The organism is Agrobacterium leguminum, assembly GCF_015704895.1.
Classification (GTDB): Bacteria; Pseudomonadota; Alphaproteobacteria; order Rhizobiales; family Rhizobiaceae; genus Agrobacterium; species Agrobacterium leguminum.
Genome location: NZ_JADQWB010000001.1, coordinates 511243 through 533075, shown reverse-complemented (window position 1 = coordinate 533075; position 21833 = coordinate 511243). Strand labels below are relative to the sequence as shown.

The following is a 21833-nucleotide window of genomic DNA, read 5'->3' as shown; positions in this document are numbered from 1 at the left end:
TTTTTCTCCTGTTTCGGACGCTTTCCTTGGCACACGCGCCTTACGTTCTTTTCCGGGATGATACGACCGGCACGGTGACAGCCTTCACCGAGCCGGAAGAGATCATCGTCGCGGATGAACCGGCGTCGTTTTTTGCTGCGCTCAAGCGTATGGAAGAGCTGCGCCGGGCCGGGAAATACCTCGCCGGCTATATGTCCTACGAGGCGGGCTTCCTGTTCGAGCCGAAGCTTGCGCCTTTTGCGGACGAGTCTCGCAACGTGCCGTTTCTCAATTTCGGCGTCTTTTCCGGCCCGCAGCCGGATGAGGGACGGTTTGCGCGGCCGGCAAATCTGCCGGATGCGGATGCGTTTCTGTCCGATCCCGTGCCGGCATGGACCCTTCAAGACTATTGCCAGCGTTTCGCGCGGCTGCACGGGCATCTGCGTCGCGGCGACTGTTACCAGGGTAATCTGACCATGCCGGTCCATGCCCGCTGGAGCGGCGATCCGCTGACGGCCTTCTGGTCGCTGATCGAACGGCAGCCAGTGAAATATGGCGCGCTGGTCGATCTCGGCGGCCCGGTCATCCTGTCGCGCTCACCGGAACTGTTCTTCTCGGTGGATGGGGAAGGTTTCATCGAAACCCATCCGATGAAGGGAACGACGCCGCGCGGAGCCGATGCGGAAGAAGACCGGGCGATTATCGCCGCAATGCTGGCGGACGAAAAGACGCTTGCCGAAAACCGCATGATCGTCGATCTGCTGCGCAACGATATTTCCCGCATTACCGAAGTCGGCAGCCTTGATGTGCCGCGGCTGTTCGATATCGAGACCTATCCGACCGTGCACCAGATGGTTAGCCATGTGCGGGCGAAACTTCTGCCTGACGTGACGGTGGAAGATATCTTCGCCGCTCTGTTTCCCTGCGGCTCCGTTACTGGCGCGCCGAAAATGTGGGCGATGAAAATCCTGCGAGAGCTGGAAGCGACGCCGCGCGACGCCTATTGCGGCGCAATCGGCTTCATGTCCCCAAATGGTGAGATGCGGTTCTCCGTGGCGATCCGCACGCTCAGCCTGTTTGACGACGGCCGTGCCGTCTTCAATGTCGGCGGCGGTATCGTGTTCGATTCCGTTGCCGAGGCGGAGTATGACGAGTGTCTGCTGAAATCGAAATTCGCGGTGGGGGACAGGTTGCTTCGGGGGTGATTATCGCCCGATCACCTCAAACACCCCATTCTCCACCAGCACTTCCTTCGCCGCCGCATGGCTCAGAAAACCCGCAGGGCTGGCGCTGGCGCCATAGGCGCCCGATTGCAGGATGGCGAGGAGATCGCCTGCCTTGAGCTTCGGCAGCGCCGTATTGCGGGCGAGCGTATCGAGCGGCGTGCAGAGCGGGCCGACGATGGTTGCCGTCTCTTCATGCTCCGCCAGCATCATGGCCGGTGCGACGATGGGATAGTTGCGCTTGACGATCTGGCCGAGATTGCCGGATGCGGCCAGGTGGTGGTGCATGCCGCCATCCATCACCACGAAGGTGGTGCCGCGCGAGGTCTTTACCGAATTCACCTCCGCCACATAGACGCCGCCGGGACCGGCGAGGAAACGGCCGGGTTCGACGATGACATGGGCGTCGGTTATCAGCGGATGCGCCTTCAGGAGCGCCTTGAGATCGGGAATGGCGGCGCTGACTTTTTCAAGATCGAGCGGCGTTTCGCCTGCGAAATAGGGAATGCCGAGACCGCCGCCGAGATCGATGGTTTCGAGCGGCCTGCCGAGCATCTCGGCCATGCGCGCGGCAAGGGAAATGCCGTGTCTCCATTGGGAGACAAGCATGTCGGCATCGAGGATCTGCGTGCCGCCGTAAATATGGACGCCGACGAGATCGATATATCGGGCGTCCTTGAAGAGCGGCAGGACATTTTCCAGCTCCTCCTCATCGAAACCGAAGGCTGTGGCCTTGCCGCCCATGCGCATCGCGCCGGCCTGTGCATCCGGCACCGGATTGATGCGGATCGAGGCTTTGACCGGCTTGCCGATTGCCTCGATGCGGGTGATTTCCTCGGCGCTTTCGATATGGATTTCGCCGATGCCGCCCTCGATCACTTCGCGCAGCTCGGCCATGCCTTTGCCGGGGCCGGCGAAAATGATGTTTTGCGCTGCGACACCGGCCCTGATGGCGGCGCGGTATTCGCCGACGGAAGCGATTTCCGCACCCGCACCTTCCTGCCGGAAAAGCGAGACGATGGCGGGCAGGGGATTGGCCTTCACCGAATAATAGATATCGGCAAAACCGCCGAGCGCGGTTTCGAGATCGCGATAGGCGCGGCGCATGGCGGCGGCGTCATAGAGGAAGCAAGGCGTTCCGGTCCCGGCGACAATATCGCGCACGGGAAGTCCGCCGATCATCAGATCGTTCTCGCTTGTGTCGAATAACGCGGCTGCAAAAGCCGGGCCGTGGCTCTGGGGTTTATCCGTTGGCGCCATTGTCCGTCCGTTCGCGCACCAGCGCGCGGTAATCCACCTTGCCATTGGCCGTGACCGGCAGTCGTTCCACCAGTTCGATGGCGCGCGGGATCATGAAGGGGGCGAGCATTTCGGCCGCCTTCTTCAGCGCCGCCGAAACATCGATATTCTGGTTGGCGGCAGTCGCCACGGCATGGACCTTTTCGCCCGCAAAGGGGTCGGGCAGGCCGATGACGGCGACCTGCTGGAAAAGGCCTGTCGACATCAGGCTTTCCTCAACCTCGGTCGGGCTGATGCGATAGCCCGACGATTTGATCATCGCATCGTTGCGGGCGACGAAGCTGAAGAAACCATCCTCGTCCTCCACCGCCAGATCGCCGGAATAACACACGGTCTCGCCGCCCAGCGCCGCCGGAATGAAGGGGTGAGGGCGCAGCACCTTTGCCGTCTCCTCCGGCCGGTTCCAGTAACCCAGCGAGACGGTCGGGCCGCGATGCACGAGAATGCCGGGTTCACCCGGCTTCGCCCTCTGTCCCTCGGCGGTGACGATGAAGATTTCGCATTCGGGAATGGCCTTGCCGATGGAGGTCGGGCGGCGGTCGATTTCATCGGGCGGCAGGAAGGTGGAGCGGAAGGCTTCCGTGAGGCCATACATCAGGTAGATTTTCGTATCCGGCAGCTTCTCGCGCAGCGCTTTCACGGTTTCCTGCGGCACGCGTCCGCCGGAATTGGTGATGTAACGCAGATGCGGCAGAGGCGTCTTTGTGAGCGACGGGGCCGCTTTCGTCAGGATCGCCCAGATCGTCGGCACGCCGGCGAGACCCGTAATGGCGTGGTCGCGCAGATCGCGGACGATCTCATCGCCCAACCGGAAGGTGGAGATGATCGTGGCCGCGCCCTGTTCCACCGCCGTCAGCAGCTGGTTCAGGCCATAATCGAAGCTGAAGGGCAGCAGGCACAGAATGCGGTCTTTGCCGGTGATGTCCAGATAGGTGCGCACGATGCGGGCGCCGGCCAGAAGATTGCGGTGCGACAGCATCACGCCCTTCGGCGAGCCGGTGGAGCCGGAGGTATAAAGAATGGCGGCCAGGTCTTCCCCTATTGCCGCTGAAGGCCGGGCGGGTGTGTCGGCGCGGGCCTCTATCTCTTCCGCCAGCAGGACCGTGACCCCGGGAAGGTCTTCCAGTGCCGCTTTCAGCTCATCCATCATCGCGGCGTCGCTGATGACGATTTTTGCGCCGCAATCCTTAACGATATGGCGAATCTGCTGCGCCTTCAGCAATGCGTTCACCGGCACGAAGACGCCGGACGCCATGCTCACGCCAAAGATCGACCAGCATTCCTCGATGCCGCGCGGCAGATAGATGACGACGCGGTCTCCGCGTTGGGCTCCGGCTTCCTGCAATGCCGCCGCGCAACGGGCCGCCGCTGCGGAAAATTCGCGATAATTCAGCGATCGGTCCTTGTGGACGAGGGCCTGATCGTCGCTCGCCGCGCGGGCGGTAAGCAGGTGGTGCAGCAGGAAATGGGGTGTCATCTCCTCCGTTCCCTGAGGACGAAGGCGATGAGATCGGCCGGCGTGCCGAGATTTTCAGGCGTGAAATGTTCGTCATCGAGAATGATGCCGAAACCCTCGCCGAGGAAGATCATCAGCTCCAGAAAGCCGAGCGAATCGATCACGCCGCCTTCGAGAAGCAGCGTATCGGCGGAAAAGGGGGCATAGGCGGGAAAACGGTTGGAGAGGTAGGAATAGATGGTATCGGCAACGTCGATTTCACTCTTTTTCGCTGCAAGCATGCTCGTTCTCCGATTTCCCGCGTGTTTCCCAATGACCTGCCCGGAACGGCGCTTTTTCTGTAGAGGCCAAGATTCCGTCAAGTCGCGCACGACTCACTAAAATACCTACGGTGGCAATAACACCAACTCTGAGTATGCTTCGTTAATAAATCGTGGGTTCCATGCGCCTTTTACTTGTATCGGTGCAGATTTATGTGCGGCAAGCCCGCCGGCCTTTCGCTCTGCGCCCATTGCCGCCATGGTCAGCGCAAGCCGGCCATGGCCAAGAAGGTGGCGGGCAATTGCGGATATGTGCCTTTGCGCGACCTGCCGGTCTTCGCAATGGATGAGGCGCGCGGATGGCAATCTTTTGGTCGTGGTTTTCAGGAAGACCAGCGGGTAATGGCGGTTCTCTGCCTCCATAACCGCCACGATGCAGCCGAGACGGGCATGGTCTTCCAGCATGTCGCGCATTTCGGCGGAGAGTATTTCCGGTTTTATCGCGCCTGGCGGGCGCAGCCGTGCGCTTGCCGGGCGAAGCGCTGCAAAGGGCAGCGGATAAAGAAGCGTGGAATCGGTCACCGTCGCAAAGCCCAGCCTCTCATTCAGCTTGCAGGCTTCGGGAGAGGGGGTGAGATCGGTGAAGATTTCGTCCTCATTGGAGGATGCCATCTGCAACATGCGCGGGGCGAACCAGCGGCAGGAAGGCTCCACATACCAGCTCGACAGGTTGACGACGATCCTGCCGGTCTCCGGCAGGCGGCTTTTGATCGTCAGCAGCACACCTGCGGCATCGTCGCCCTTCATCAGCAATTGCCCGATCGGGCCGAGTTCGCGCCGCTCGTGATGTTCGCTCACGAGCGACAACCCGCGCGACCAGAAGGCCTCGCTTTTTTCCGAGAAGCCTTTCGCCAGAAGAGCGACGGCGGCGACGCGGTTTCCGTTGTCGATCGGTACGATTTTCAGGGTCGCTCTCCGCAGGTCTGGCGTCGTTCTGGGCGGGGAGGGATTTTCAACTCCACCGCGTAGTATCGGCTTACGACGATAGATTTACCGTCCCGTTAATCGCAATGGCTGCAGCGGGTTGGAGGCGATCACATTTGCATGAATGGCGGGCGCGCGGGGTTGCGCGCGCCGGCCTGCGTCTTGTCCAATCAATAAACCACGACGCCGCGAATGCTTTCGCCCTTATGCATCAGGTCGAAGCCCTTGTTGATGTCTTCGAGCGGCATGGTGTGGGTGATCATCGGGTCGATCTGGATCTTGCCTTCCATGTACCAGTCGACGATCTTCGGCACATCCGTGCGGCCGCGTGCGCCGCCAAAGGCGGTGCCCATCCAGTTGCGGCCGGTGACGAGCTGGAACGGACGCGTGGAGATTTCCTGGCCGGCGCCGGCAACGCCGATGATGACCGACTTACCCCAGCCACGATGCGAGGCTTCCAGCGCCTGGCGCATGACTTTGGTATTGCCGGTGCAATCGAATGTGTAATCGGCGCCGCCGATCAGGTCGCCATTGCGCTTCGTCATGTTGACGAGATAGGGCACGATGTCGTCGCCGACTTCCTTGGGATTGACGAAGTGGGTCATGCCGAACTTCTCGCCCCAGGCCTTGCGGTCGGGGTTGATGTCCACGCCGATGATCATGTCCGCGCCGGCAAGGCGCAGGCCCTGCAGCACGTTGAGGCCGATGCCGCCGAGACCGAAGACGATTGCGGTGGAACCGATCTCGACCTTGGCGGTGTTGATGACCGCACCGATGCCGGTTGTCACGCCGCAGCCGATGTAACAAACCTTGTCGAAGGGCGCGTCGGGATTGATCTTGGCGAGCGCGATCTCCGGCAGAACCGTATAGTTCGAGAAGGTCGAGCAGCCCATATAATGATGGATCTTGTCCTTGCCGATGGAGAAGCGCGAGGTGCCGTCCGGCATCACGCCCTGGCCCTGTGTGGCGCGGATGGAGGTGCAGAGATTGGTCTTGCGCGAGGTGCAGGAATAGCATTCGCGGCATTCCGGCGTGTAGAGCGGAATGACATGGTCGCCCTTCTTGACCGAGGTGACGCCGGGGCCGACATCGACGACGACGCCCGCGCCCTCATGGCCGAGAATGGCCGGGAACAGGCCTTCCGGATCGGCGCCCGACAGGGTGAAATCGTCTGTATGGCAGATGCCGGTCGCCTTGACCTCAACCAGCACTTCGCCGGCGCGCGGGCCTTCGAGTTGAACGGTCATGACCTCAAGCGGCTTTCCGGCCTGAATGGCAACTGCGGCGCGAACGTCCATATCTTATCTCCTGGCATTGTCTTGTGATTGAACAGGGCTGTTTTGCCCGAGCTTGGCTGGAGGGACAAGGGGCAAAGCCCGGTTTGTCGCCCCGAAGAAAACTGCATTACCGAAAACGGCCCGGTAGTGACCGGCACGGCGACCATAATTCATACGTTCTAATTTATTAATAAATGAATTAAGCATATGAATTTGCAGCATATTTTCCGGTTTTTGTTGGCCTTTGGTTTACGGTTTCCATGCTAATAACCCCGTGGATTTTGAGAGGTCGGCGAGAACTGCTTGCGAAAAAAGCAGTCGCCAATCGACAGGCAACTTTTAGCACCCGGCGGCGGGCCGGATATTTTTTAGCGTGGCAGAAACCCGGGCGCACCGCTTTTCACAGCGCGCCTTTCCCGCCGCGATGAGCGACATGAGACGGTGTTTTCAGGATGTTTGAGTGGACAAGAAAAAAGGTTGTTCGTGAAGGGCTGTTTTCGCTTTTCATGAAGGACCGCGCGGCGACCTTCGCAATCATGACGGCGTTGCTTCTGCCGGTTTTCCTTTTGTTTTTCGGACTTCTGTTCGAAGGCGGCCGGGCCATGGCCTATTACAGCCAGTCCAAACGTGTGATTGCACAGGCCTGCGAGCGTTCGACGAAGCCGACGCGAACGAATGTGCCGCTGGATGAGATACGCCGTAAGAATGTGCTCGATACTTTCGATGCGCTGATCCGTTCCACCAAGCAGGATGTGGTGAGCCGGGACGTCAAAATCGATTGGTTGACGACGGATATCGAGGCGAAGTTCGCCTACAAGACAGTTCTTGGGGATCTGTTCCAAACCAGGAAACTGGACTACCGCCTGTCCTACCGTTGCGGCGGTATTCCGCCTTATCCGCATGACGGCGAGGTCATCGTCAACAACACCTTCGAAAAATCGCTGAACGGCACGGAACGAATACTGAAAAACGGCAAGACCACCAAGACACCGAATGGTTGTTGGGGCGTTTACACCTACACTGAACTGGGATGGGACGGTGGTACGGGTCCGGGTATCGAGCTTCAGGACTGGAGCGATGCGGATTGTCGGAAGAATCACGGCTGGCAGGGCTACGGGGAGCAGGAAAAGGAAAAGACAACAGAGGCGGGAACGGCGTGTGTTGAAAAATCCGGAGCCACGACGTCCAAAGAAAACAGCGCTTCGAAAGACGGCAGCAAAACGCAATCCGGCGACAAGGAAGCCTTGAATTCCGGCGCGGCGCAGCAATGCCCGACAGAGGAAGAGGGGAGCGACAAAGCATCGCTACGCAACAAACAAGACGAGCGCATACCGCCAACCCGCTACGCCGTTGAACTCGACAGCCATTGGGAAGGGCAAAAAAGACGCGACGCCAACAGTTCGATCTTCAAATATGTGGAGATGCACCCCGGCAAATACGAAGTCTCGGTTTGGTACAGCGGACGCAACAGAGACTACGAGGGCTCGAACGACATCGAGATTTCCCTGCAGCTGCTGCGCCCACAAATGGGTCTGGAGAAAAAAATCATCCAGATGAGTCAGAAGGCGAATGAAATCCGCTGGGAGCGCCGCAGCTACAAGATCACGGTCGATACCTATTCGCTGTACAAGCTTTCGATCGCCGCTGCTGGAAAGAGCGACAGTCTGGGCGGCATCATAACCGCATTCGAGGTCACCTATCTTGACTCGCTTTAAAACACCCCGTCGCCGCTTCCCCAGTCTGTCCGGATCGTTTGCCGCCAATATCCAGGCGGCAAGCGCCGTCGAATTCGCTCTGCTTGCGCCGGTCTATATCCTGCTGATCTTCGGCACCATCGAGGTCAGTCTCGCGCTTTTTTTCAGTCTCAACATGTCGACGGCGGCCTATAGTGGTGCTGAATATCTCCGCAAGGCGGCGGCAAATAGAACCGTTGTTACCGAGGTGGATTTCAGGAAGGTGATCGCGTCCGGTTTTCTGCTCCCCACCACGGAGGAGGACATGAAAATATCACTCATTGCCATTGCGGATGCGGACCTTGCCGCCTCGCCAGTGACATTTCCGATTGAGAACAGGTTTGAAACGCCGAGCGCTGCGGCCGGACAATATCTGCTGGCGCTCGGTTATAACTGGAAATTCATTCTTCCCACCACTCACCTGCTTTTTTCCGGTTCCGGAAAGAATCCACAATTGCAGAATGTGTCGCTGGCGATCACCGCCATTCGGGTGACGGAGTGAGCGCGGTGCGGCTGAAATCTCTCTTCACTTCGCTGATGCGTTCGCGTTCCGGCGTGGCGGCGGTGGAGCTTTCTCTGCTGATGCCATTGCTCATTCTGGTACTGGCAATCGCAATCGAAATCGGTCGCGGCTGGATAAGCTATGACCGCTTCGTATCGGTGGTGGACAATACGGCGCGTTGGTCTGCCCGTTTCCCGGAATTCGAGGAGCGCGTCAGAACGGGGATCAAATCCTTCGTCATCGATACCGGGCGGCCGCTCGATCCAGACAAGCTCGATTTGACGCTCAGGAGCGCCAGGCTGGTGGGCGGCGTCGCCGTGACCGAATTTGCCCCTTACAATTTTTTCGGTTCCGCCGAAAATGTGAAGTGGGACAAGATATTAACAGAAGGAAACTTCAAGACCGAAGAGACGGCAATCGTGATTTCGGGTCGCTATAAGTATCGCCCGTTCATTTCGTTGCTGAGCAACACGACCATCGAGTTCGAGTATGTGACGGCGGTGAACCCGTATTTCTCCCGACACTACAAATATCAGAAGGGCAAGTCGGACTGGTCGTTCTGGAATGTTCGCTGATGGGATTGGCTACGGGCTTTCGCCGTAGCCAATGCTGTCGTGTTCAATGATCCTGAACGGTGCTGGTTTCCGGTGTGGTTTCACCAGTCTCCAACCACGCCGCACAATCCCGCAACGCCCGCGCTGCAATGAGCTGGCGTTTCATGATCGTCTTGTCCTTGCCGCGAAAACGCTTCACGCCTTCCGGCTTGACGATGGAACCCGGCGCCAGTTCCGGGAAGAGGCCGAAATTGATGTTCATCGGCTGGAAGGAGCGTTTGCCCGGCTCATCATCGGAGGAGAGGTGGCCGCCGGTGATGTGGTTGAGGAGCGAGCCGAGCGCGGTGGTGGCCGGCGGCAGGCTCGGGGCCTCGCCTTTCTGTTCGGCGGCGGCGAAGCGGCCGGCGAGAAGGCCGACGGAGGCGCTTTCCACATAACCTTCGCAGCCGGTGATCTGGCCGGCGAAACGCAGGTCCGGCCGCGATTTCAGCTTCAGCGAGCGGTCGAGCAGGATCGGGGAATCGATATAGGTGTTGCGGTGCAGGCCGCCGAGGCGCGCGAATTCCGCATTTTCGAGGCCCGGTATCATGCGGAATACATCCGCCTGCACACCGTATTTCAGCTTGGTCTGGAAACCGACCATGTTGTAGAGCGTACCGAGCGCATTGTCCTGTCGCAGCTGCACGACGGCATAGGCCTTGACCGTGGGGTTATGGGCGTTGGTCAGTCCCATCGGCTTCATCGGGCCATGGCGCAGCGTTTCGCGGCCGCGCTCGGCCATGATCTCGATAGGCAGGCAGCCGTCGAAATAGGGCGTGCCTTCCCATTCCTTGAAACCCACCGTGTCGCCGGCAATCAGCGCGTCGATGAAGGCGTTGTACTGCTCTTCGTTCAGCGGGCAGTTGATGTAATCCTTGCCGGTGCCGCCGGGGCCGACCTTGTCGTAACGCGACTGGTACCAGCAGATATCCATATTGATGCTGTCGCGGTGGACGATGGGGGCGATGGCGTCGAAAAAGGCGAGCGCATCCTCACCCGTCTCTGCCTGAATGGCGGCTGCGAGATCCGGCGAGGTCAGCGGGCCGGTGGCGATGATCGAGTTGCCCCATTCCTTCGGCGGCAGGCCATTCACCTCTTCGCGGATGATTGTCACCAGAGGGTGACTTTCCAGCTCTTTCGTCACGGCCTCGGAGAACCCGTCGCGATCGACGGCAAGCGCGCCGCCGGCGGGCACCTGGTGCCTGTCGGCGCAGGCCATGATCAGCGAGCCGGCAAGCCGCATTTCAGCGTGGATAACGCCGACCGCATTGGCGGTCGCATCGTCGGAGCGGAAGGAGTTGGAACAGACCAGTTCCGCCAGCGTATCGCCCTTATGCGCATCCGTGCCGCGCACGCCGCGCATTTCATGCAGGGTGACGGGCACACCGCTTTGCGCGATCTGCCATGCGGCTTCCGAACCGGCCAGTCCGCCGCCCACGACGTGAATGGGAGAAGTGGTCTTGTCTTGCATGCTGGCGTCCATGGGCGGCCGCGGGGCAAAGGCTCCCGTCCGGCGGCTGTCTTTCGAGTAATTGTTCCGCACGGGTCCCGAAGGACGCGGCATTGTTTGCGGATGCACTAGCATGCATGGCCGGGGCAGCCAAATGTTTTTGAGGGTGAGGGATGTGAGAGAGGGGATGTGGAGCGGGCGGGTGCCGCTTGTTTCTTCTCCCCGCCGGGGAGAAGGTCGCGGCAGCGGGATGAGGGGGCGAGGGTGCGGTCTATCGCAGGCGTCGCCCCCTCATCCGACCCTTTGGGCCACCTTCTCCCCGGCGGGGAGAAGAAATATGCCGCGATGCCGGGCGCCTTTCCAAAGGCTGGTTCCTCCAGCCAAACTCCAGAATCAAAAACGGCGCCAGAGGCGCCGCTTTTTTTACCTGTCGCTCAATCGTCGCGCCCTGGAGGTCGGGCAGCGGGACGATCGTTTACGCCTTAGCGGAACGAACGGGCTGCTACGTTACGGATGTCGTAACGGGTCAGGCCGATGTCGCTCAGAGCCTGGTTGGAAAGGCTGCCAAGTTCGTTGATCGTGCGGCGGTAGGAGATCCAGTTCTTAGCGATGCGGATAGGGTTCATGGTCGTTTCCTCAATCTATCTCTGTTGATTTCGTCTGCCGGCTCAGCGTTTCTCTGTGCTCTCGGCTGTTGAGGTTTATATATAGACATTGAGCCATGTTGTGCAGTGCAGAATTTAGGCTACTGCCATGCATTTGTGCAGTATGTCGGCTAAATTTGCGGCTTTGAATATCATCTGAGCAAAATATGAGCGGAAATGCCTGTGTTTCAGGCGGTTTTGACTGATATGGCAGCCTTTGGCGGCGCTAAAGGCGCTTTCAGGTGTGAAAAGGCGCGTCGGGAGGGGCTCGGACGTTATCCGGGCGCTGCGTAAATGGTCGGCCATCGATGCATTTTTCATCTGCCGACCCTGCTGGCGGCTAAGGCAGTGCCGCTTCGACCCGGAGAACCGCCCAAAACGAGAAAAGGCCGGAGGCGGGAGCCTCAGGCCTTTTTGGGTAGGTCGTCGCGCATCCGCCGCAAGGAGCGGCGGGGCGTATAATCAGAAGCCGACGGCGGTCTTGGCGACGCGGCGGATGTCCTGACGGCCAATGCCGAGGTCACTCAGTTCGCGGTCGGTCATGCGGCCGAGTTCGGTTACGGTCTGACGATACTTGCGCCAGTTGGTGAGCGAGCGTGCAATGTTCATTTTCATCTTCCTCTTCGTGCTGTTCAGTCTCTGCGGCCAGTCTTGGGAGGCGTTGGTCCGGGGCTGAACTCGATCTCTGTATGACCATGAATATAATCGGTTTAATCAAAACAAAAACAGACAAAGCAAGATGCCACCTATGCACGCATTGCAATGCACGCCGGTAAAACAGGCCGATTGCGGCGATTCATGCATAATTTGTGACCAATTTGTGTGCTTTTGGTGATCGTCTGGGGCTCCGGCAGTGCGAAGGCGTGAGGGATGACCGGATAAGGGGCGGGGCGGGGTGCGGAAGCCCCTCAATCGCTGGTCTGGAGCAGGGGCCGGCAATCCGGTAACTGGGCTGCGGGGCGCGCTATATATAATGTCAATGTAGCCGCATAAATATTGCCTGTTTTATCCGCCTGCCTGCATGCGATGCGCCGGGCGAGGTGGGGCGGGAAGGCGATGAGAGGCGGGCGCGGTGCGGCTTGCCGTTTTCCGCGCCAAATCGCCTCTGTCCGGCTGTTGCGCCCTGTTCCCCGGCGCGGGTGGCGAATAAGCGGAGAGCGCGGCCGCCTCCCGCCACCGGCGCGGGGGATGAGAAAAGTCCGGAGGAAACGAAAGGCGGCGATAAGGCGTGCTTGACCCTTTCTGAACATTGTGACATACCGCCGCCCAACGTGCGGGTATGGCGGAATTGGTAGACGCATTGGTTTTAGGTACCAACGCTTCGGCGTGGGAGTTCGAGTCTCTCTACCCGCACCACAAGCAAGGCATGGCTGCGCCACGCTTGCGCCAGAGTGCATCTTTATAAGATGCGGGGAGCTTCGGGGTTCATTTCTCCCCTTTGGTCTTTTCTCCGGTGCAGGCTAAATGGTGTCCGGCAGGCGCTTGTGTAAAGAAATAAGGGAAGCCACGGCCGGGGAACGATGTTTCCGGCGCAGTGCTCGAAAGTAAACCAACGGCTGTCTGAGCACCGCCGCCATGATGTGAAGGTTAGGAAAATGCAGGTTATCGAAACGCTCGCTGAAGGGCTGAAGCGCGAACTCAAGGTCGTTATTCCGGCCGCCGACATGAAGGCTCGTCTGGACGAACGCCTGGTTGACGCCAAGGACAAGGTTCGCATCAACGGTTTCCGTCCCGGCAAGGTGCCGATGGGCCACCTGAAGAAGATGTACGGCAAGTCCATCATGGCCGACCTCGTCAACGAGCTGGTTCGTGAAAAGCCGACCGAAATCCTCTCCAGCCGCGGCGAGAAGTCTGCGACGCAGCCGGCCATCTCCATGACCGAAGACGAGCAGGAAGCCGAAAAGATCCTGTCGGCCGAATCCGATTTCGAATTCACCGTTGCCTACGAAATCATTCCGGCCATCGAACTGAAGGCCAATGACGGCATCAAGGTGACCCGCGAAGTTGTTGAAGTCTCCGAAGACGAAATCAACGAGCAGATCCTGAAGATCGCTGAAAGCGCCCGCACCTACGAGACCAAGAAGGGCAAGGCCGCCGATGGCGACCGCGTCACCATGAACTATCTCGGCAAGGTTGACGGCGTTGCCTTCGACGGCGGCGCTGCCGAAGATGCCGAACTGGTTCTCGGTTCCGGCCGCTTCATCCCCGGCTTCGAAGACCAGCTGGTCGGCGTCAAGGCTGGCGATGAAAAGACCATCACAGTGACCTTCCCGGCCGACTACCCGGCTGCGAACCTTGCTGGCAAGGAAGCCAACTTCGACATCACCGTCAAGGAAGTCGCTGCCGCTGCTGCCGTCGAAATCAACGACGAACTGGCCACCAAGCTCGGTCTCGAATCGGCTGAAAAGCTGAAGGAAATCGTCAAGGGCCAGATCGAAAGCCAGTACGGCAACATCACCCGCCAGAAGGTCAAGCGTCAGATCCTCGACCAGCTGGACGAAATGTACAAGTTCGACACGCCGGCCGGTCTCGTCGACGCCGAGTTCGACAACATCTGGCGTCAGATCAACACCGATCTCGCCCAGTCGGGCAAGACCTTCGCTGACGAAGACACGACCGAAGAAGAAGCCCGCGAAGAATATCGCAAGCTGGCTGAACGCCGCGTCCGTCTCGGCCTCGTTCTCTCCGAAATCGGCGAAAAGGCCGGCGTGGAAGTGACCGAAGAAGAAATGCAGCGCGCGCTGTTCCAGCAGCTGCAGCAGTTCCCGGGCCAGCAGAAGGAAATCCTCGATTTCTTCCGCAACACCCCCGGCGCTTCCGCTTCGCTGCGCGCTCCGATCTTCGAAGAAAAGGTCATCGACAAGCTGCTTTCCGAAATCTCGGTAACGGACAAGACCGTTTCCAAGGAAGAGCTTCTGGCTGACGACGGCGAAGAAGCAACGGAAACCAAGAAGAAGGCGCCTGCCAAGAAAAAGGCTGCTGCCAAGGCTGACGACGCCGCTGAAGGCGAAGAAGCCGCTCCGAAGAAGAAGGCTCCGGCCAAGAAGAAGGCCGCCGAAGGCGACGCCGAATAATCTTCTTCAGTGCAAGCTGATTGAACAAGGGGCCGTGGCGCAAGCTGCGGCCTTTTTGGTTGATTCAGGATGCGATGTGGTCGGCCTTGAACCGGTTGGCCAGCGGCGTAATCATCGCCACTGGCCGCTATGCTAGAACTCCTTCCGGCCGTCGCTTCTCGGATCGTTATCCACCTGATGAGGGGCGTAGAGATCGGTGCGAGCTTTTCTGCGCCATGGTCGCGCGGGATGTTCGCGATCTATGATGAGATCCGCGAGCGCGATAGCTGGTAAACCGTTCATCGGGCATTGCGCCACCCATTGACCATCCGGTGCTGCGATTCCGGAGGGCGCGCCGGGGCTCTGGGCGGCAAGGGTTGAATAGCTGACCCAATAGGTGTTGCTCGCTGCATGTCCCAATATCTCGGCGGCAAACGCAGGGGCATTGGAAGCATCTTCGCCTGCAGTCGAAAACAGCATGCAATCGACATTCAGCTTCTCATATTCCATGAATATTTCCGGGTAGTGCGCTTCCATGCCAAGCGCGCAACCGAAACGGAAGCCATCGACTTCGAACGTCACCGGAATATGTCCGGGCGAGTACATGAACGAGATTTTGGTGTTCGACAGCAAACGTTCGTCGTAGCGGGTGACGAGCTTCCCACGATCGGAGACGACATACAGGCTGTTATATGGCCGGTGCGGCGGTGTCAGTCGATGGACCGCACCCAGAACTGTCCAAAGCTTCAGCTTGCGCGCCAGTTTTCTGATCGCCTCCAGTTCTTCGCGCAGAGTTTCCCATTCAAAGCGTGTCCAGTCGGATGGTCCGATTTGCCCCGGACCAGTCTCTGACATGATCCGTTTATGAGGCCAGCACGTCGCCCCTTCAGGGAAATGTATGAGACGAGCGCCAGCCTTATGGGCATCGTCCATGAGACGGCGTATTTCCTGTCCGCAGATTTTTAGGGCGGAGACGTCCCGAGGATCGTTGAACAAGGATGTTTGCGCGACCGCCACTCGTATTGAGTTGCTCAAAGGAGCGTCCGGTACTCTGCGAATATGCTGGAGAGCAGCTGTATAGGATTCGCCGGTTTTGGCTGCGCGCGCTCTTACACGCCGTTTTAGGTTGCTATTTTGCGTCATTGTCAGGCCTTTCACGTCCCGGACGCAGTTCCCCAGCAACCCGCCCGAAACGATCGGACCAAGACAATTGCCTGAGACAATGGTCCCTTTGCCTCCATTGAAGACCCTGCTGGGGAAGGTCGTGGAGGTTAGGCGCAGGCTACGCGGGGCAAATATCCGTTGGAAAAAGCCGATTCGTCAAGCGGTCGGCGCACCGCTCATGGGAAGTTTCCCGATCACAATGCAGTGCAGCATGATTTTTTGCTGCATCTGCTCTTGTTCATCTCCCGTTCATCTGGCACCCTGCGCAGCATGATTTGCCCCGGCCGCTGCATGCGGTCGTTCGGGCATTATGTGCCGCTCTTGCGCGGCCTTATCGCTGCCAAACCATTGGCCTTAAGCTTTTACCGTGCCTGCCGGGTTCTCCCGGTGTGCCCTTAATTTGCCAGGGGACAAGTATGTCGCCACGAATGGGTTTTACCCTTCTGTTGTCTCTTTTCACCGCCACTAGTACCGCGGCCCATGCCGATGAGGCCGGGTTGATCTGGAAGCCGGTGAAGAATTCGGACCGTTCCTATACGGCGCGCATCGGCGCGAAACTGCCGGTCGATACGCCCATTCGCGCGGGGCTGGAAATGGGCATGAGCACTTCCAAGACGGGGCAGGTGGTGGATACACCGGTGCGGGTATGGGGCAATGTCACGCTGCTGGCCGAACAGTTGCCCGGCGTTTCCCTGGCCCGTGATGTCGGCGTCATCTTCAATGCGCTGACGGGATCGAGCAGCGTTTCCGTGACCTCGCAGCAGAAGCGCATCGTTACGCCGGAGCTGGATATCGAGGCGAACCGCAATTTCACCGTGCGTTATGACGGCACGGCGCAGCAATGGAATGGCCTCGATGTGTCGCAGTCGCTGCGCCTTTCCCGCTCGGAAACCGGCACGGCCTTTGTGCTGACGGGGGCGAGCCGCAACAGTTTCAACGAGTTCAGCAGCGGCGTGGCGGTGGAGCAGAAACTGGGCGATCACCTGACTGTGCGGGGGACGCTCGATCAGGGTTATGCGGATCATTTCCGGCCGGGGGTGAGTGCGCGGTATAGTATTCGGTGGTGAGGGAGTGCCCTACCGGTTGTCGGATGAATGAGCAGAAACGATAGGCATTTTCGCGCCCTACGCGGCGTCATCCTTGGGCTCGTCCCAAGGATCTAATCACGTCGCATAAAATTGCGGCGTCGCAGATGCTCGGGACAGGCCCGAGCATGACGGAGGAGAGGGTTGCGCATATCGCACGAACTCTCCCCGCAACAAAAGCCTAGTCCTTCCTGATCTCACCCATGCGGTTCCACGCATCGAGCCCCGCAATCTTATAAGCCTCGGCAAGCGTCGGATAGTTGAACGTATTCTCCACGAAATATTCCACAGTGCCTTTGAGGTTCAGCACCGCCTGGCCGATATGCACCAGTTCGGTCGCGCCTTCGCCGACGATGTGGACGCCGAGCAGGCGGCGGGTTTTCAGCGAGAAGATCATCTTCAAGAGGCCGCTGTCGAGACCCATGATGTGGCCGCGCGAGGTTTCGCGGAAATGGGCGATGCCGCATTCATAGGGAATGCCGCGTTCGATGACTTCTTCTTCCGTCAGGCCGCAGGTGGAGATTTCCGGTACGGCATAGATGCCATAGGGGAAGAATTGCGGCGGTTCGCCGGCTGGTGCGCCGACGGCGTGGCGGGCGGCGATGCGGCCCTGTTCCATGGAGGTGGAGGCAAGGCTCGGGAAACCGATGATGTCGCCGGCGGCATAGATATTCGGCACCGAGGTCTGGAAGGTTTCGGGATCGACCTTCAGGCGGCCGCGGCTGTCGGCCTCCAGCCCGCAGGCCGAAAGATTGAGCGTATCGGTGGCGCCGACGCGGCCAGCGGCAAACAGCACCGTCTCGGCCTTCAGCACGCGGCCATTGCCAAGCGAGACGAGGCATTTGCCGCTTTCGTCGCGCTCCACCTTTTCCGCCTTCTGGCCGAAGATCAGCTTCATGTTGCGGTCGCGCAGCTGATAGGTGAAGTCCTCGACGATTTCCTTGTCGATGAATTCCAGCATGGTTTCGCGCGGCTCCACCACCGTCACCTGCGTATCGAGCGCGCTGAAAATGGTGGCATATTCGATGCCGATGACGCCGGCGCCGACGACGACCATGGAGCGCGGCAGTTCCTTGATCTCGAGAATCTCGTCCGAATCGAGCACCGCTTCGCCATCGAAGGGAATATGCGGCGGCCGATAGGGTCGGGTGCCGATCGTCAGCAGGATGGAGGTGCCTGTCACGGTCATGATTTCGCCGTCGCTCTTCACCACCTTCATGGTGTTGGCGTCGATGAAGCTCGCCGTGCCGCGAATGTGCTGCACGCGGTTGCGGGCGAACTGGTGTTCCAGCACTTCCACTTCGTGATCCAGCGTGATGAGCAGGCGGCGGCGCAGGTCTTCCGCATCGATCTCCTGCTTGACGCGATAGGCGCGGCCGTAAAAACCGCGCTCGCGCCAGCCGGTGAGGTTGAGCGCCGTCTCGCGCAGGGTCTTCGATGGAATGGTGCCGGTGTGCACGGAAACGCCGCCGACGCGGCTGCCCTTCTCGATGACCAGAACCCTCTTTTCGAGCTTGGCGGCCTGAATGGCGGCCCGTCTTCCCGCCGGACCGCTGCCGACAACAATCAGATCGAACTGGTGCATGAAAAACCCCGGAACAGAATTATTGCGATGACCGGATGTCGCATCCGGCATGGCGTCGCCGCGAAATGGTCGTGATGCCATTTTGACGATGGGGAGTGATTCCCCTTCAGCCTTGCCCGCTAGAGTGCAATGCAACAAACGCCTGCGTCAATCTGTAGCGCAAGAATCTGACGGATTCGTAACTGGGGGTGAATTTCGGCTTAGCTAAGGAGCGCGGGGCTTACCCCCCTCTGCCCTGCCGGGCATCTCCCCCACAAGGGGGGAGATCGGCAAGACGCATCTTTATCGCTTCAATCTCCAGCTTTGTGTCGGACGAGACCGCGCCGCAGATCGATCTCCCCCCTTGTGGGGGAGATGCCCGGCAGGGCAGAGGGGGGTAAGCCCCACGCACCTAGGCCCACCTTTCCTGAAAACGCCCTAAACCCCCAACAGCTTCATCCCGCCCGGCGTTGCCGGTCGGGGATACTCAGCGTGCGTCGGGCGATTGCCCGGCTGCGCTTCGGTTGAGGTTGGTGTGGGTCGGATGCGTTGCGCAGCCGGGTCTTTCACCATGCCGTATTTCGCAAGCGGCGGTGCACCGCCTTTTGCGAAATGGTCCTTTCCACGAACGTTGCCAGCGTTCCACCACCAGGACCGTCCCTCGGTTTCCGCCACGTCTGGCGTCCACCCGGCGGGACTGCGTTTAATCTAACAGCGCATCGCGGGGTGGGGAAAAGCGGGGATGAATTTTCCGGCGTCAGTCTTCCTTGCGGGTGACATGGCGGTGGAGTGCGGCAAGGTCCTGACGGAGCGCGGCCAGTTCGGCCAGCACCTTCACATCGATCTTTTCATGCAGGGAAAGAACCTCAAGCTCGGCCTTCAGGTTCACCTCATAATCCTTGGCGGCCTCGAAACGGTCGCGGGCGGCCTGGCGGTTCTGCGACATCATGATGATCGGCGCCTGAATGGCCGCCAGCATGGAAAGCAGCAGGTTGAGGAAGATGAAGGGGTAGGGATCGAAAGCGCCGGTCGTCAGGATGATGGTGTTGATGATAGCCCAGAAGATCAGGAAAAAGCAGAAACCGAGGATGAAACCCCAGGAGCCGCCGACCTTGGCGATATTGTCGGCCAGCCTGTCGCCGAAACTCGCGCCAGCGGAAAATTCCGCATTGGTGTCGCTCGAAACGAGCTTCTTCTGGTGCGACAGTTCCAGAATGCGCCGCTCCACTTCGCCGATTTCGCGAGAGGAACGCTTGAAATGCGAAACGATATAGTCGGAGATATCTGACACGGTGTGTCTCCGGTTCTGATGGGGCGCTGCGGATGTTTCCCGAGATAAACCCGCATGGCGGTGGAATTCAAACGATTTCCACCGCCATGCGGTTCAGGCGTCCCCGCCGAAAAACATCAGACCGATGGCGCGCCCTCGTGCAGCCAGTTGAAACCGGGGAAGAAGCGCTCGCGGCCATATTGCTGGCCGAACATCATGTCGAATTGCAGCAGGCGGTAATCGCGCACCACGTCGGGAACGGCGTTCGGGGCAATTGACCAGTCGGGCAGGGCCTTGCCGTCGGTCGTCACCAGCATATGCCGGTCGATGACGGAAAAGGCCTGCTGCACTTCGCCCAGCGTGCCGGTATAGAAGGGATCGGAGAAGCCTGCCGTCTTCAGCACGTGATAGGGCAAAAGCGCCGGGCTGATGGTTCCGATATTCTTGCGCACGCCCTTCTTTGAGGACCAGACGACGAGCGGCGTCTCGTGTTCCTTCTTCATCACCTCCAGCGGCGCGCGGCGGCTGGCCACCATGCCCGGCATGTAGCCGCTTTCCACGAAGGTCTGGCCGAGCGGCGGCAGATGGTCGCCGAAGAGGACGACGATGGTTTCACGGTCGCGCTTCTTCGCCCAGCGCATCAGTTTCAGCAGCGCTTCATCGGCTTCCGCCACCCCTTGCGAATAGGTGGCGAGCGCCTGCGAGGCCGAGGCGGAGAGATCGCCTTCGACGCCGATGGTGTTTTCGGCGTAACGGGTCGCCTCGTAGGGACCATGTCCCTGAAGGGTGACGGCGAAGAGGAAGAGCGGGTTCTGCGCCTTTTCGGCCGTCGCCATGATCTCGTCCATCAGCGCATCGTCGGAGGCGAAGTTGCCGCGTTTTTCCATGGCCGGCAGCGTCTCTTCGGAGCGGAATTCCTCGAAGCCGAAATTCCTGTAGACCTGCTTGCGGTTCCAGAACCATTCCTGGAAGGGGTGCATGGCGATGGCGGAATAACCTTCGCCCCGGAAGAAGCTGGCGAGCGACGGCACCGGGCGGCGGATATATTGCTGATAGGGAATGCTGCCATAGGGCAGGAATGCGTTGGAAAAGCCGGTCAGCGCCTCGAATTCCACATTCGCCGTCATGCCGCCGAATTCCGGGGAAAAGACATTGCCGGACTGTTTGGCGCGGATCGTCGGCATGGGGTCGGCGGAGAGGTTCACATTTTCCAGCCGCGTCGGATCCCACAGCGATTCGCTCATCAGCATGATGACATCGGGGTAATTGCCCTTGTTGGCGGCGAAGGCGGCGGGTTCGGATGTCAGGTCGGCAATGGTGTTTTCGCCGTAACCCTGCGGCGCCGAGACATTGGCCATCGGAATATTGAAGGCGAAGGCCATCAGGAAGCCGTTATGGCGGTAATTTTCCTGCTGATCCCACATCTTGGGAATGATGTTGAGGCGATCGCGCACCCAGGAATAATGCGAATAGTCCATCAGCGAGGCGAGACCCGCAAGAAGCGGCAGCGCCAGCGCGAGACCGGCGGCGCGTTCTCGCCAGCTCAAGCCCGGTGAATGGCGGCGCGCCAGCAGCCACAGCGCTGCGAGAGCGGCAATCGTGGCGCAGATGCCGAGGGCGACGAGTGCTGCCGTCATCGGCTGGGCCTTCAGCATGGTCGGCAGAAGCTCGAGAATCTGGCGGCCGAACAACAGGTCGGATGGATAAAGTGGATCGGAAAGATAGGTCTGTTTCTGTGCCGAAATCAGCCCCGTCAGCGCGCAGAGCGGCGCAAGCGCGATCAGCGACAGGTAACGCCTGCCAAGAAGTGCATCCAGCGCCACGAGAAGGGCGAGCACGGCGGCGATGGTGGTCATGCCGGGGCGGGCGGAGGAGGTGAGGAAAGCGCCGACATCGCTCAGCGAACCGCGGGCGATCCACTCCAGCGCCACGACCAGCACGACGGACGCGACCGTCAGATTGGCAAGCGGATAGGCGATGCCCGAAAGCTTGGAAAGGCTCCTTGTCCATGCAGGCGAAAAGACGAAACCAGCCTTTTCGGAAGCCGTTGTTTTTGGCGCCGAATCTCTCAAACCCATACTCCGGTATTGCAGGCGGCACGGCCGATCCGGGGAGGTGAATCGGGTGTCGCAAAAGTGTCATGTAACTGTCACATAAGCGCGATGAACGCGACATGAACTTTGAAGAGTCTGGCCGGTGCGGCGATAACCTTAGCGTGAACGCGCGCGGCCGAAGCGTAACGGACGCCGCCATGCAATTGCCGCGTTGCGGAGCGGCCACGGGCGCGGTATTGAAAA

18 protein-coding genes and 1 tRNA gene are annotated in these 21833 nt (G+C 59.7%); 7 read left to right on the top strand and 12 right to left on the bottom strand.

The annotated features are described in order from the left end of the window. Positions 1-26 precede the first annotated feature (26 nt). Complete coding sequence (locus I3J13_RS02645) at positions 27-1184, top strand: aminodeoxychorismate synthase component I (RefSeq protein WP_196377938.1); 1158 nt, start codon at positions 27-29, stop codon at positions 1182-1184. Here I3J13_RS02645 and I3J13_RS02640 read toward each other — a convergent pair whose 3' ends face one another. The 5 genes from I3J13_RS02640 to I3J13_RS02620 all read right to left on the bottom strand — a co-directional run bounded on the left by I3J13_RS02640 (position 1185) and on the right by I3J13_RS02620 (position 6499). Beyond that, positions 1185-2462, bottom strand: coding sequence for a type III PLP-dependent enzyme (locus tag I3J13_RS02640; protein ID WP_196377937.1), 1278 nt, complete (start codon positions 2460-2462; stop codon positions 1185-1187). It lies immediately after the preceding gene. Then, entirely contained in the window at positions 2446-3978 is a 1533-nt protein-coding gene (locus I3J13_RS02635; protein ID WP_196377936.1) for an AMP-binding protein, read from the bottom strand. The genes I3J13_RS02640 and I3J13_RS02635 overlap by 17 nt, the downstream gene beginning before the upstream one ends. Further along, entirely contained in the window at positions 3975-4238 is a 264-nt protein-coding gene (locus I3J13_RS02630) for an acyl carrier protein (protein ID WP_020810249.1), read from the bottom strand. The genes I3J13_RS02635 and I3J13_RS02630 overlap by 4 nt, the downstream gene beginning before the upstream one ends. Positions 4239-4343: 105 nt before the next feature. Continuing rightward, complete coding sequence (locus I3J13_RS02625; RefSeq protein ID WP_196377935.1) at positions 4344-5084, bottom strand: hypothetical protein; 741 nt, start codon at positions 5082-5084, stop codon at positions 4344-4346. A gap of 287 nt (positions 5085-5371) precedes the next feature. Beyond that, complete coding sequence (locus I3J13_RS02620) at positions 5372-6499, bottom strand: S-(hydroxymethyl)glutathione dehydrogenase/class III alcohol dehydrogenase (RefSeq protein WP_003525152.1); 1128 nt, start codon at positions 6497-6499, stop codon at positions 5372-5374. Between the two features lie 431 nt (positions 6500-6930). Here I3J13_RS02620 and I3J13_RS02615 point away from each other — a divergent pair, with 431 nt between their 5' ends. The 3 genes from I3J13_RS02615 to I3J13_RS02605 are packed head-to-tail and all read left to right on the top strand — an operon-like array spanning position 6931 to position 9288. Continuing rightward, the gene (locus I3J13_RS02615) at positions 6931-8193 is read left to right on the top strand and encodes a pilus assembly protein (protein WP_196377934.1); all 1263 of its coding nucleotides are present in this window, start codon (positions 6931-6933) and stop codon (positions 8191-8193) included. Beyond that, positions 8180-8713, top strand: a complete 534-nt coding sequence (locus tag I3J13_RS02610; protein ID WP_196377933.1) for a TadE/TadG family type IV pilus assembly protein — start codon at positions 8180-8182, stop codon at positions 8711-8713. The genes I3J13_RS02615 and I3J13_RS02610 overlap by 14 nt, the downstream gene beginning before the upstream one ends. Continuing rightward, positions 8710-9288 carry a TadE/TadG family type IV pilus assembly protein gene (locus tag I3J13_RS02605; protein ID WP_338081629.1) on the top strand — a complete coding sequence of 193 codons (579 nt, stop codon included), beginning with the start codon at positions 8710-8712 and terminating at the stop codon, positions 9286-9288. The genes I3J13_RS02610 and I3J13_RS02605 overlap by 4 nt, the downstream gene beginning before the upstream one ends. 43 nt (positions 9289-9331) lie before the next feature. Here I3J13_RS02605 and trmFO read toward each other — a convergent pair whose 3' ends face one another. From trmFO to I3J13_RS02590, 3 genes are all read right to left on the bottom strand, one after another. Further along, positions 9332-10789 (bottom strand): methylenetetrahydrofolate--tRNA-(uracil(54)-C(5))-methyltransferase (FADH(2)-oxidizing) TrmFO, encoded by a 1458-nt coding sequence (trmFO, locus tag I3J13_RS02600; protein WP_196377932.1) that lies wholly within the window; start codon positions 10787-10789, stop codon positions 9332-9334. Between the two features lie 449 nt (positions 10790-11238). Then, complete coding sequence (locus I3J13_RS02595; protein ID WP_003495735.1) at positions 11239-11382, bottom strand: DUF1127 domain-containing protein; 144 nt, start codon at positions 11380-11382, stop codon at positions 11239-11241. A gap of 480 nt (positions 11383-11862) precedes the next feature. Next, on the bottom strand, positions 11863-12009 hold the full coding sequence (locus tag I3J13_RS02590) for a DUF1127 domain-containing protein (RefSeq protein WP_004433052.1): 147 nt from the start codon (positions 12007-12009) through the stop codon (positions 11863-11865). Between the two features lie 664 nt (positions 12010-12673). Here I3J13_RS02590 and I3J13_RS02585 point away from each other — a divergent pair. Further along, a tRNA-Leu gene (locus I3J13_RS02585) sits at positions 12674-12756 on the top strand. A gap of 239 nt (positions 12757-12995) precedes the next feature. After that, positions 12996-14474: a trigger factor gene (tig, locus tag I3J13_RS02580; protein WP_196377931.1), complete on the top strand. Its 1479-nt coding sequence runs from the start codon at positions 12996-12998 to the stop codon at positions 14472-14474. Positions 14475-14606: 132 nt separating this feature from the next. On the opposite strand, the gene I3J13_RS02575 is transcribed toward tig, so the two are convergent. Then, positions 14607-15596, bottom strand: a complete 990-nt coding sequence (locus tag I3J13_RS02575; protein ID WP_196377930.1) for a carbon-nitrogen hydrolase family protein — start codon at positions 15594-15596, stop codon at positions 14607-14609. 437 nt (positions 15597-16033) lie between these two features. On the opposite strand from I3J13_RS02575, the gene I3J13_RS02570 reads away from it, so the two are divergent. After that, positions 16034-16684 carry a hypothetical protein gene (locus I3J13_RS02570; RefSeq protein ID WP_196377929.1) on the top strand — a complete coding sequence of 217 codons (651 nt, stop codon included), beginning with the start codon at positions 16034-16036 and terminating at the stop codon, positions 16682-16684. A gap of 199 nt (positions 16685-16883) precedes the next feature. Here I3J13_RS02570 and sthA read toward each other — a convergent pair whose 3' ends face one another. The 3 genes from sthA to I3J13_RS02555 all read right to left on the bottom strand — a co-directional run bounded on the left by sthA (position 16884) and on the right by I3J13_RS02555 (position 21614). Next, on the bottom strand, positions 16884-18287 hold the full coding sequence (sthA, locus tag I3J13_RS02565) for a Si-specific NAD(P)(+) transhydrogenase (protein WP_142779285.1): 1404 nt from the start codon (positions 18285-18287) through the stop codon (positions 16884-16886). A gap of 736 nt (positions 18288-19023) precedes the next feature. Beyond that, positions 19024-19557 (bottom strand): DUF1003 domain-containing protein, encoded by a 534-nt coding sequence (locus tag I3J13_RS02560; protein ID WP_031233651.1) that lies wholly within the window; start codon positions 19555-19557, stop codon positions 19024-19026. A gap of 116 nt (positions 19558-19673) precedes the next feature. Next, positions 19674-21614 (bottom strand): LTA synthase family protein, encoded by a 1941-nt coding sequence (locus I3J13_RS02555; protein WP_196377928.1) that lies wholly within the window; start codon positions 21612-21614, stop codon positions 19674-19676. Between the last annotated feature and the right edge of the window lie 219 nt (positions 21615-21833).

Coding starts and splice junctions, on each gene's coding strand:
- I3J13_RS02570 (WP_196377929.1), top strand. CDS start 16,034: ATGTCGCCACGAATGGGTTTTACCCTTCTGTTGTCTCTTTTCACCGCC.
- I3J13_RS02615 (WP_196377934.1), top strand. CDS start 6,931: ATGTTTGAGTGGACAAGAAAAAAGGTTGTTCGTGAAGGGCTGTTTTCG.
- tig (WP_196377931.1), top strand. CDS start 12,996: ATGCAGGTTATCGAAACGCTCGCTGAAGGGCTGAAGCGCGAACTCAAG.
- I3J13_RS02620 (WP_003525152.1), bottom strand. CDS start 6,499: ATGGACGTTCGCGCCGCAGTTGCCATTCAGGCCGGAAAGCCGCTTGAG.
- I3J13_RS02575 (WP_196377930.1), bottom strand. CDS start 15,596: ATGACGCAAAATAGCAACCTAAAACGGCGTGTAAGAGCGCGCGCAGCC.
- sthA (WP_142779285.1), bottom strand. CDS start 18,287: ATGCACCAGTTCGATCTGATTGTTGTCGGCAGCGGTCCGGCGGGAAGA.
- I3J13_RS02630 (WP_020810249.1), bottom strand. CDS start 4,238: ATGCTTGCAGCGAAAAAGAGTGAAATCGACGTTGCCGATACCATCTAT.
- I3J13_RS02640 (WP_196377937.1), bottom strand. CDS start 2,462: ATGGCGCCAACGGATAAACCCCAGAGCCACGGCCCGGCTTTTGCAGCC.
- trmFO (WP_196377932.1), bottom strand. CDS start 10,789: ATGGACGCCAGCATGCAAGACAAGACCACTTCTCCCATTCACGTCGTG.
- I3J13_RS02555 (WP_196377928.1), bottom strand. CDS start 21,614: ATGGGTTTGAGAGATTCGGCGCCAAAAACAACGGCTTCCGAAAAGGCT.
- I3J13_RS02590 (WP_004433052.1), bottom strand. CDS start 12,009: ATGAACATTGCACGCTCGCTCACCAACTGGCGCAAGTATCGTCAGACC.
- I3J13_RS02595 (WP_003495735.1), bottom strand. CDS start 11,382: ATGAACCCTATCCGCATCGCTAAGAACTGGATCTCCTACCGCCGCACG.
- I3J13_RS02635 (WP_196377936.1), bottom strand. CDS start 3,978: ATGACACCCCATTTCCTGCTGCACCACCTGCTTACCGCCCGCGCGGCG.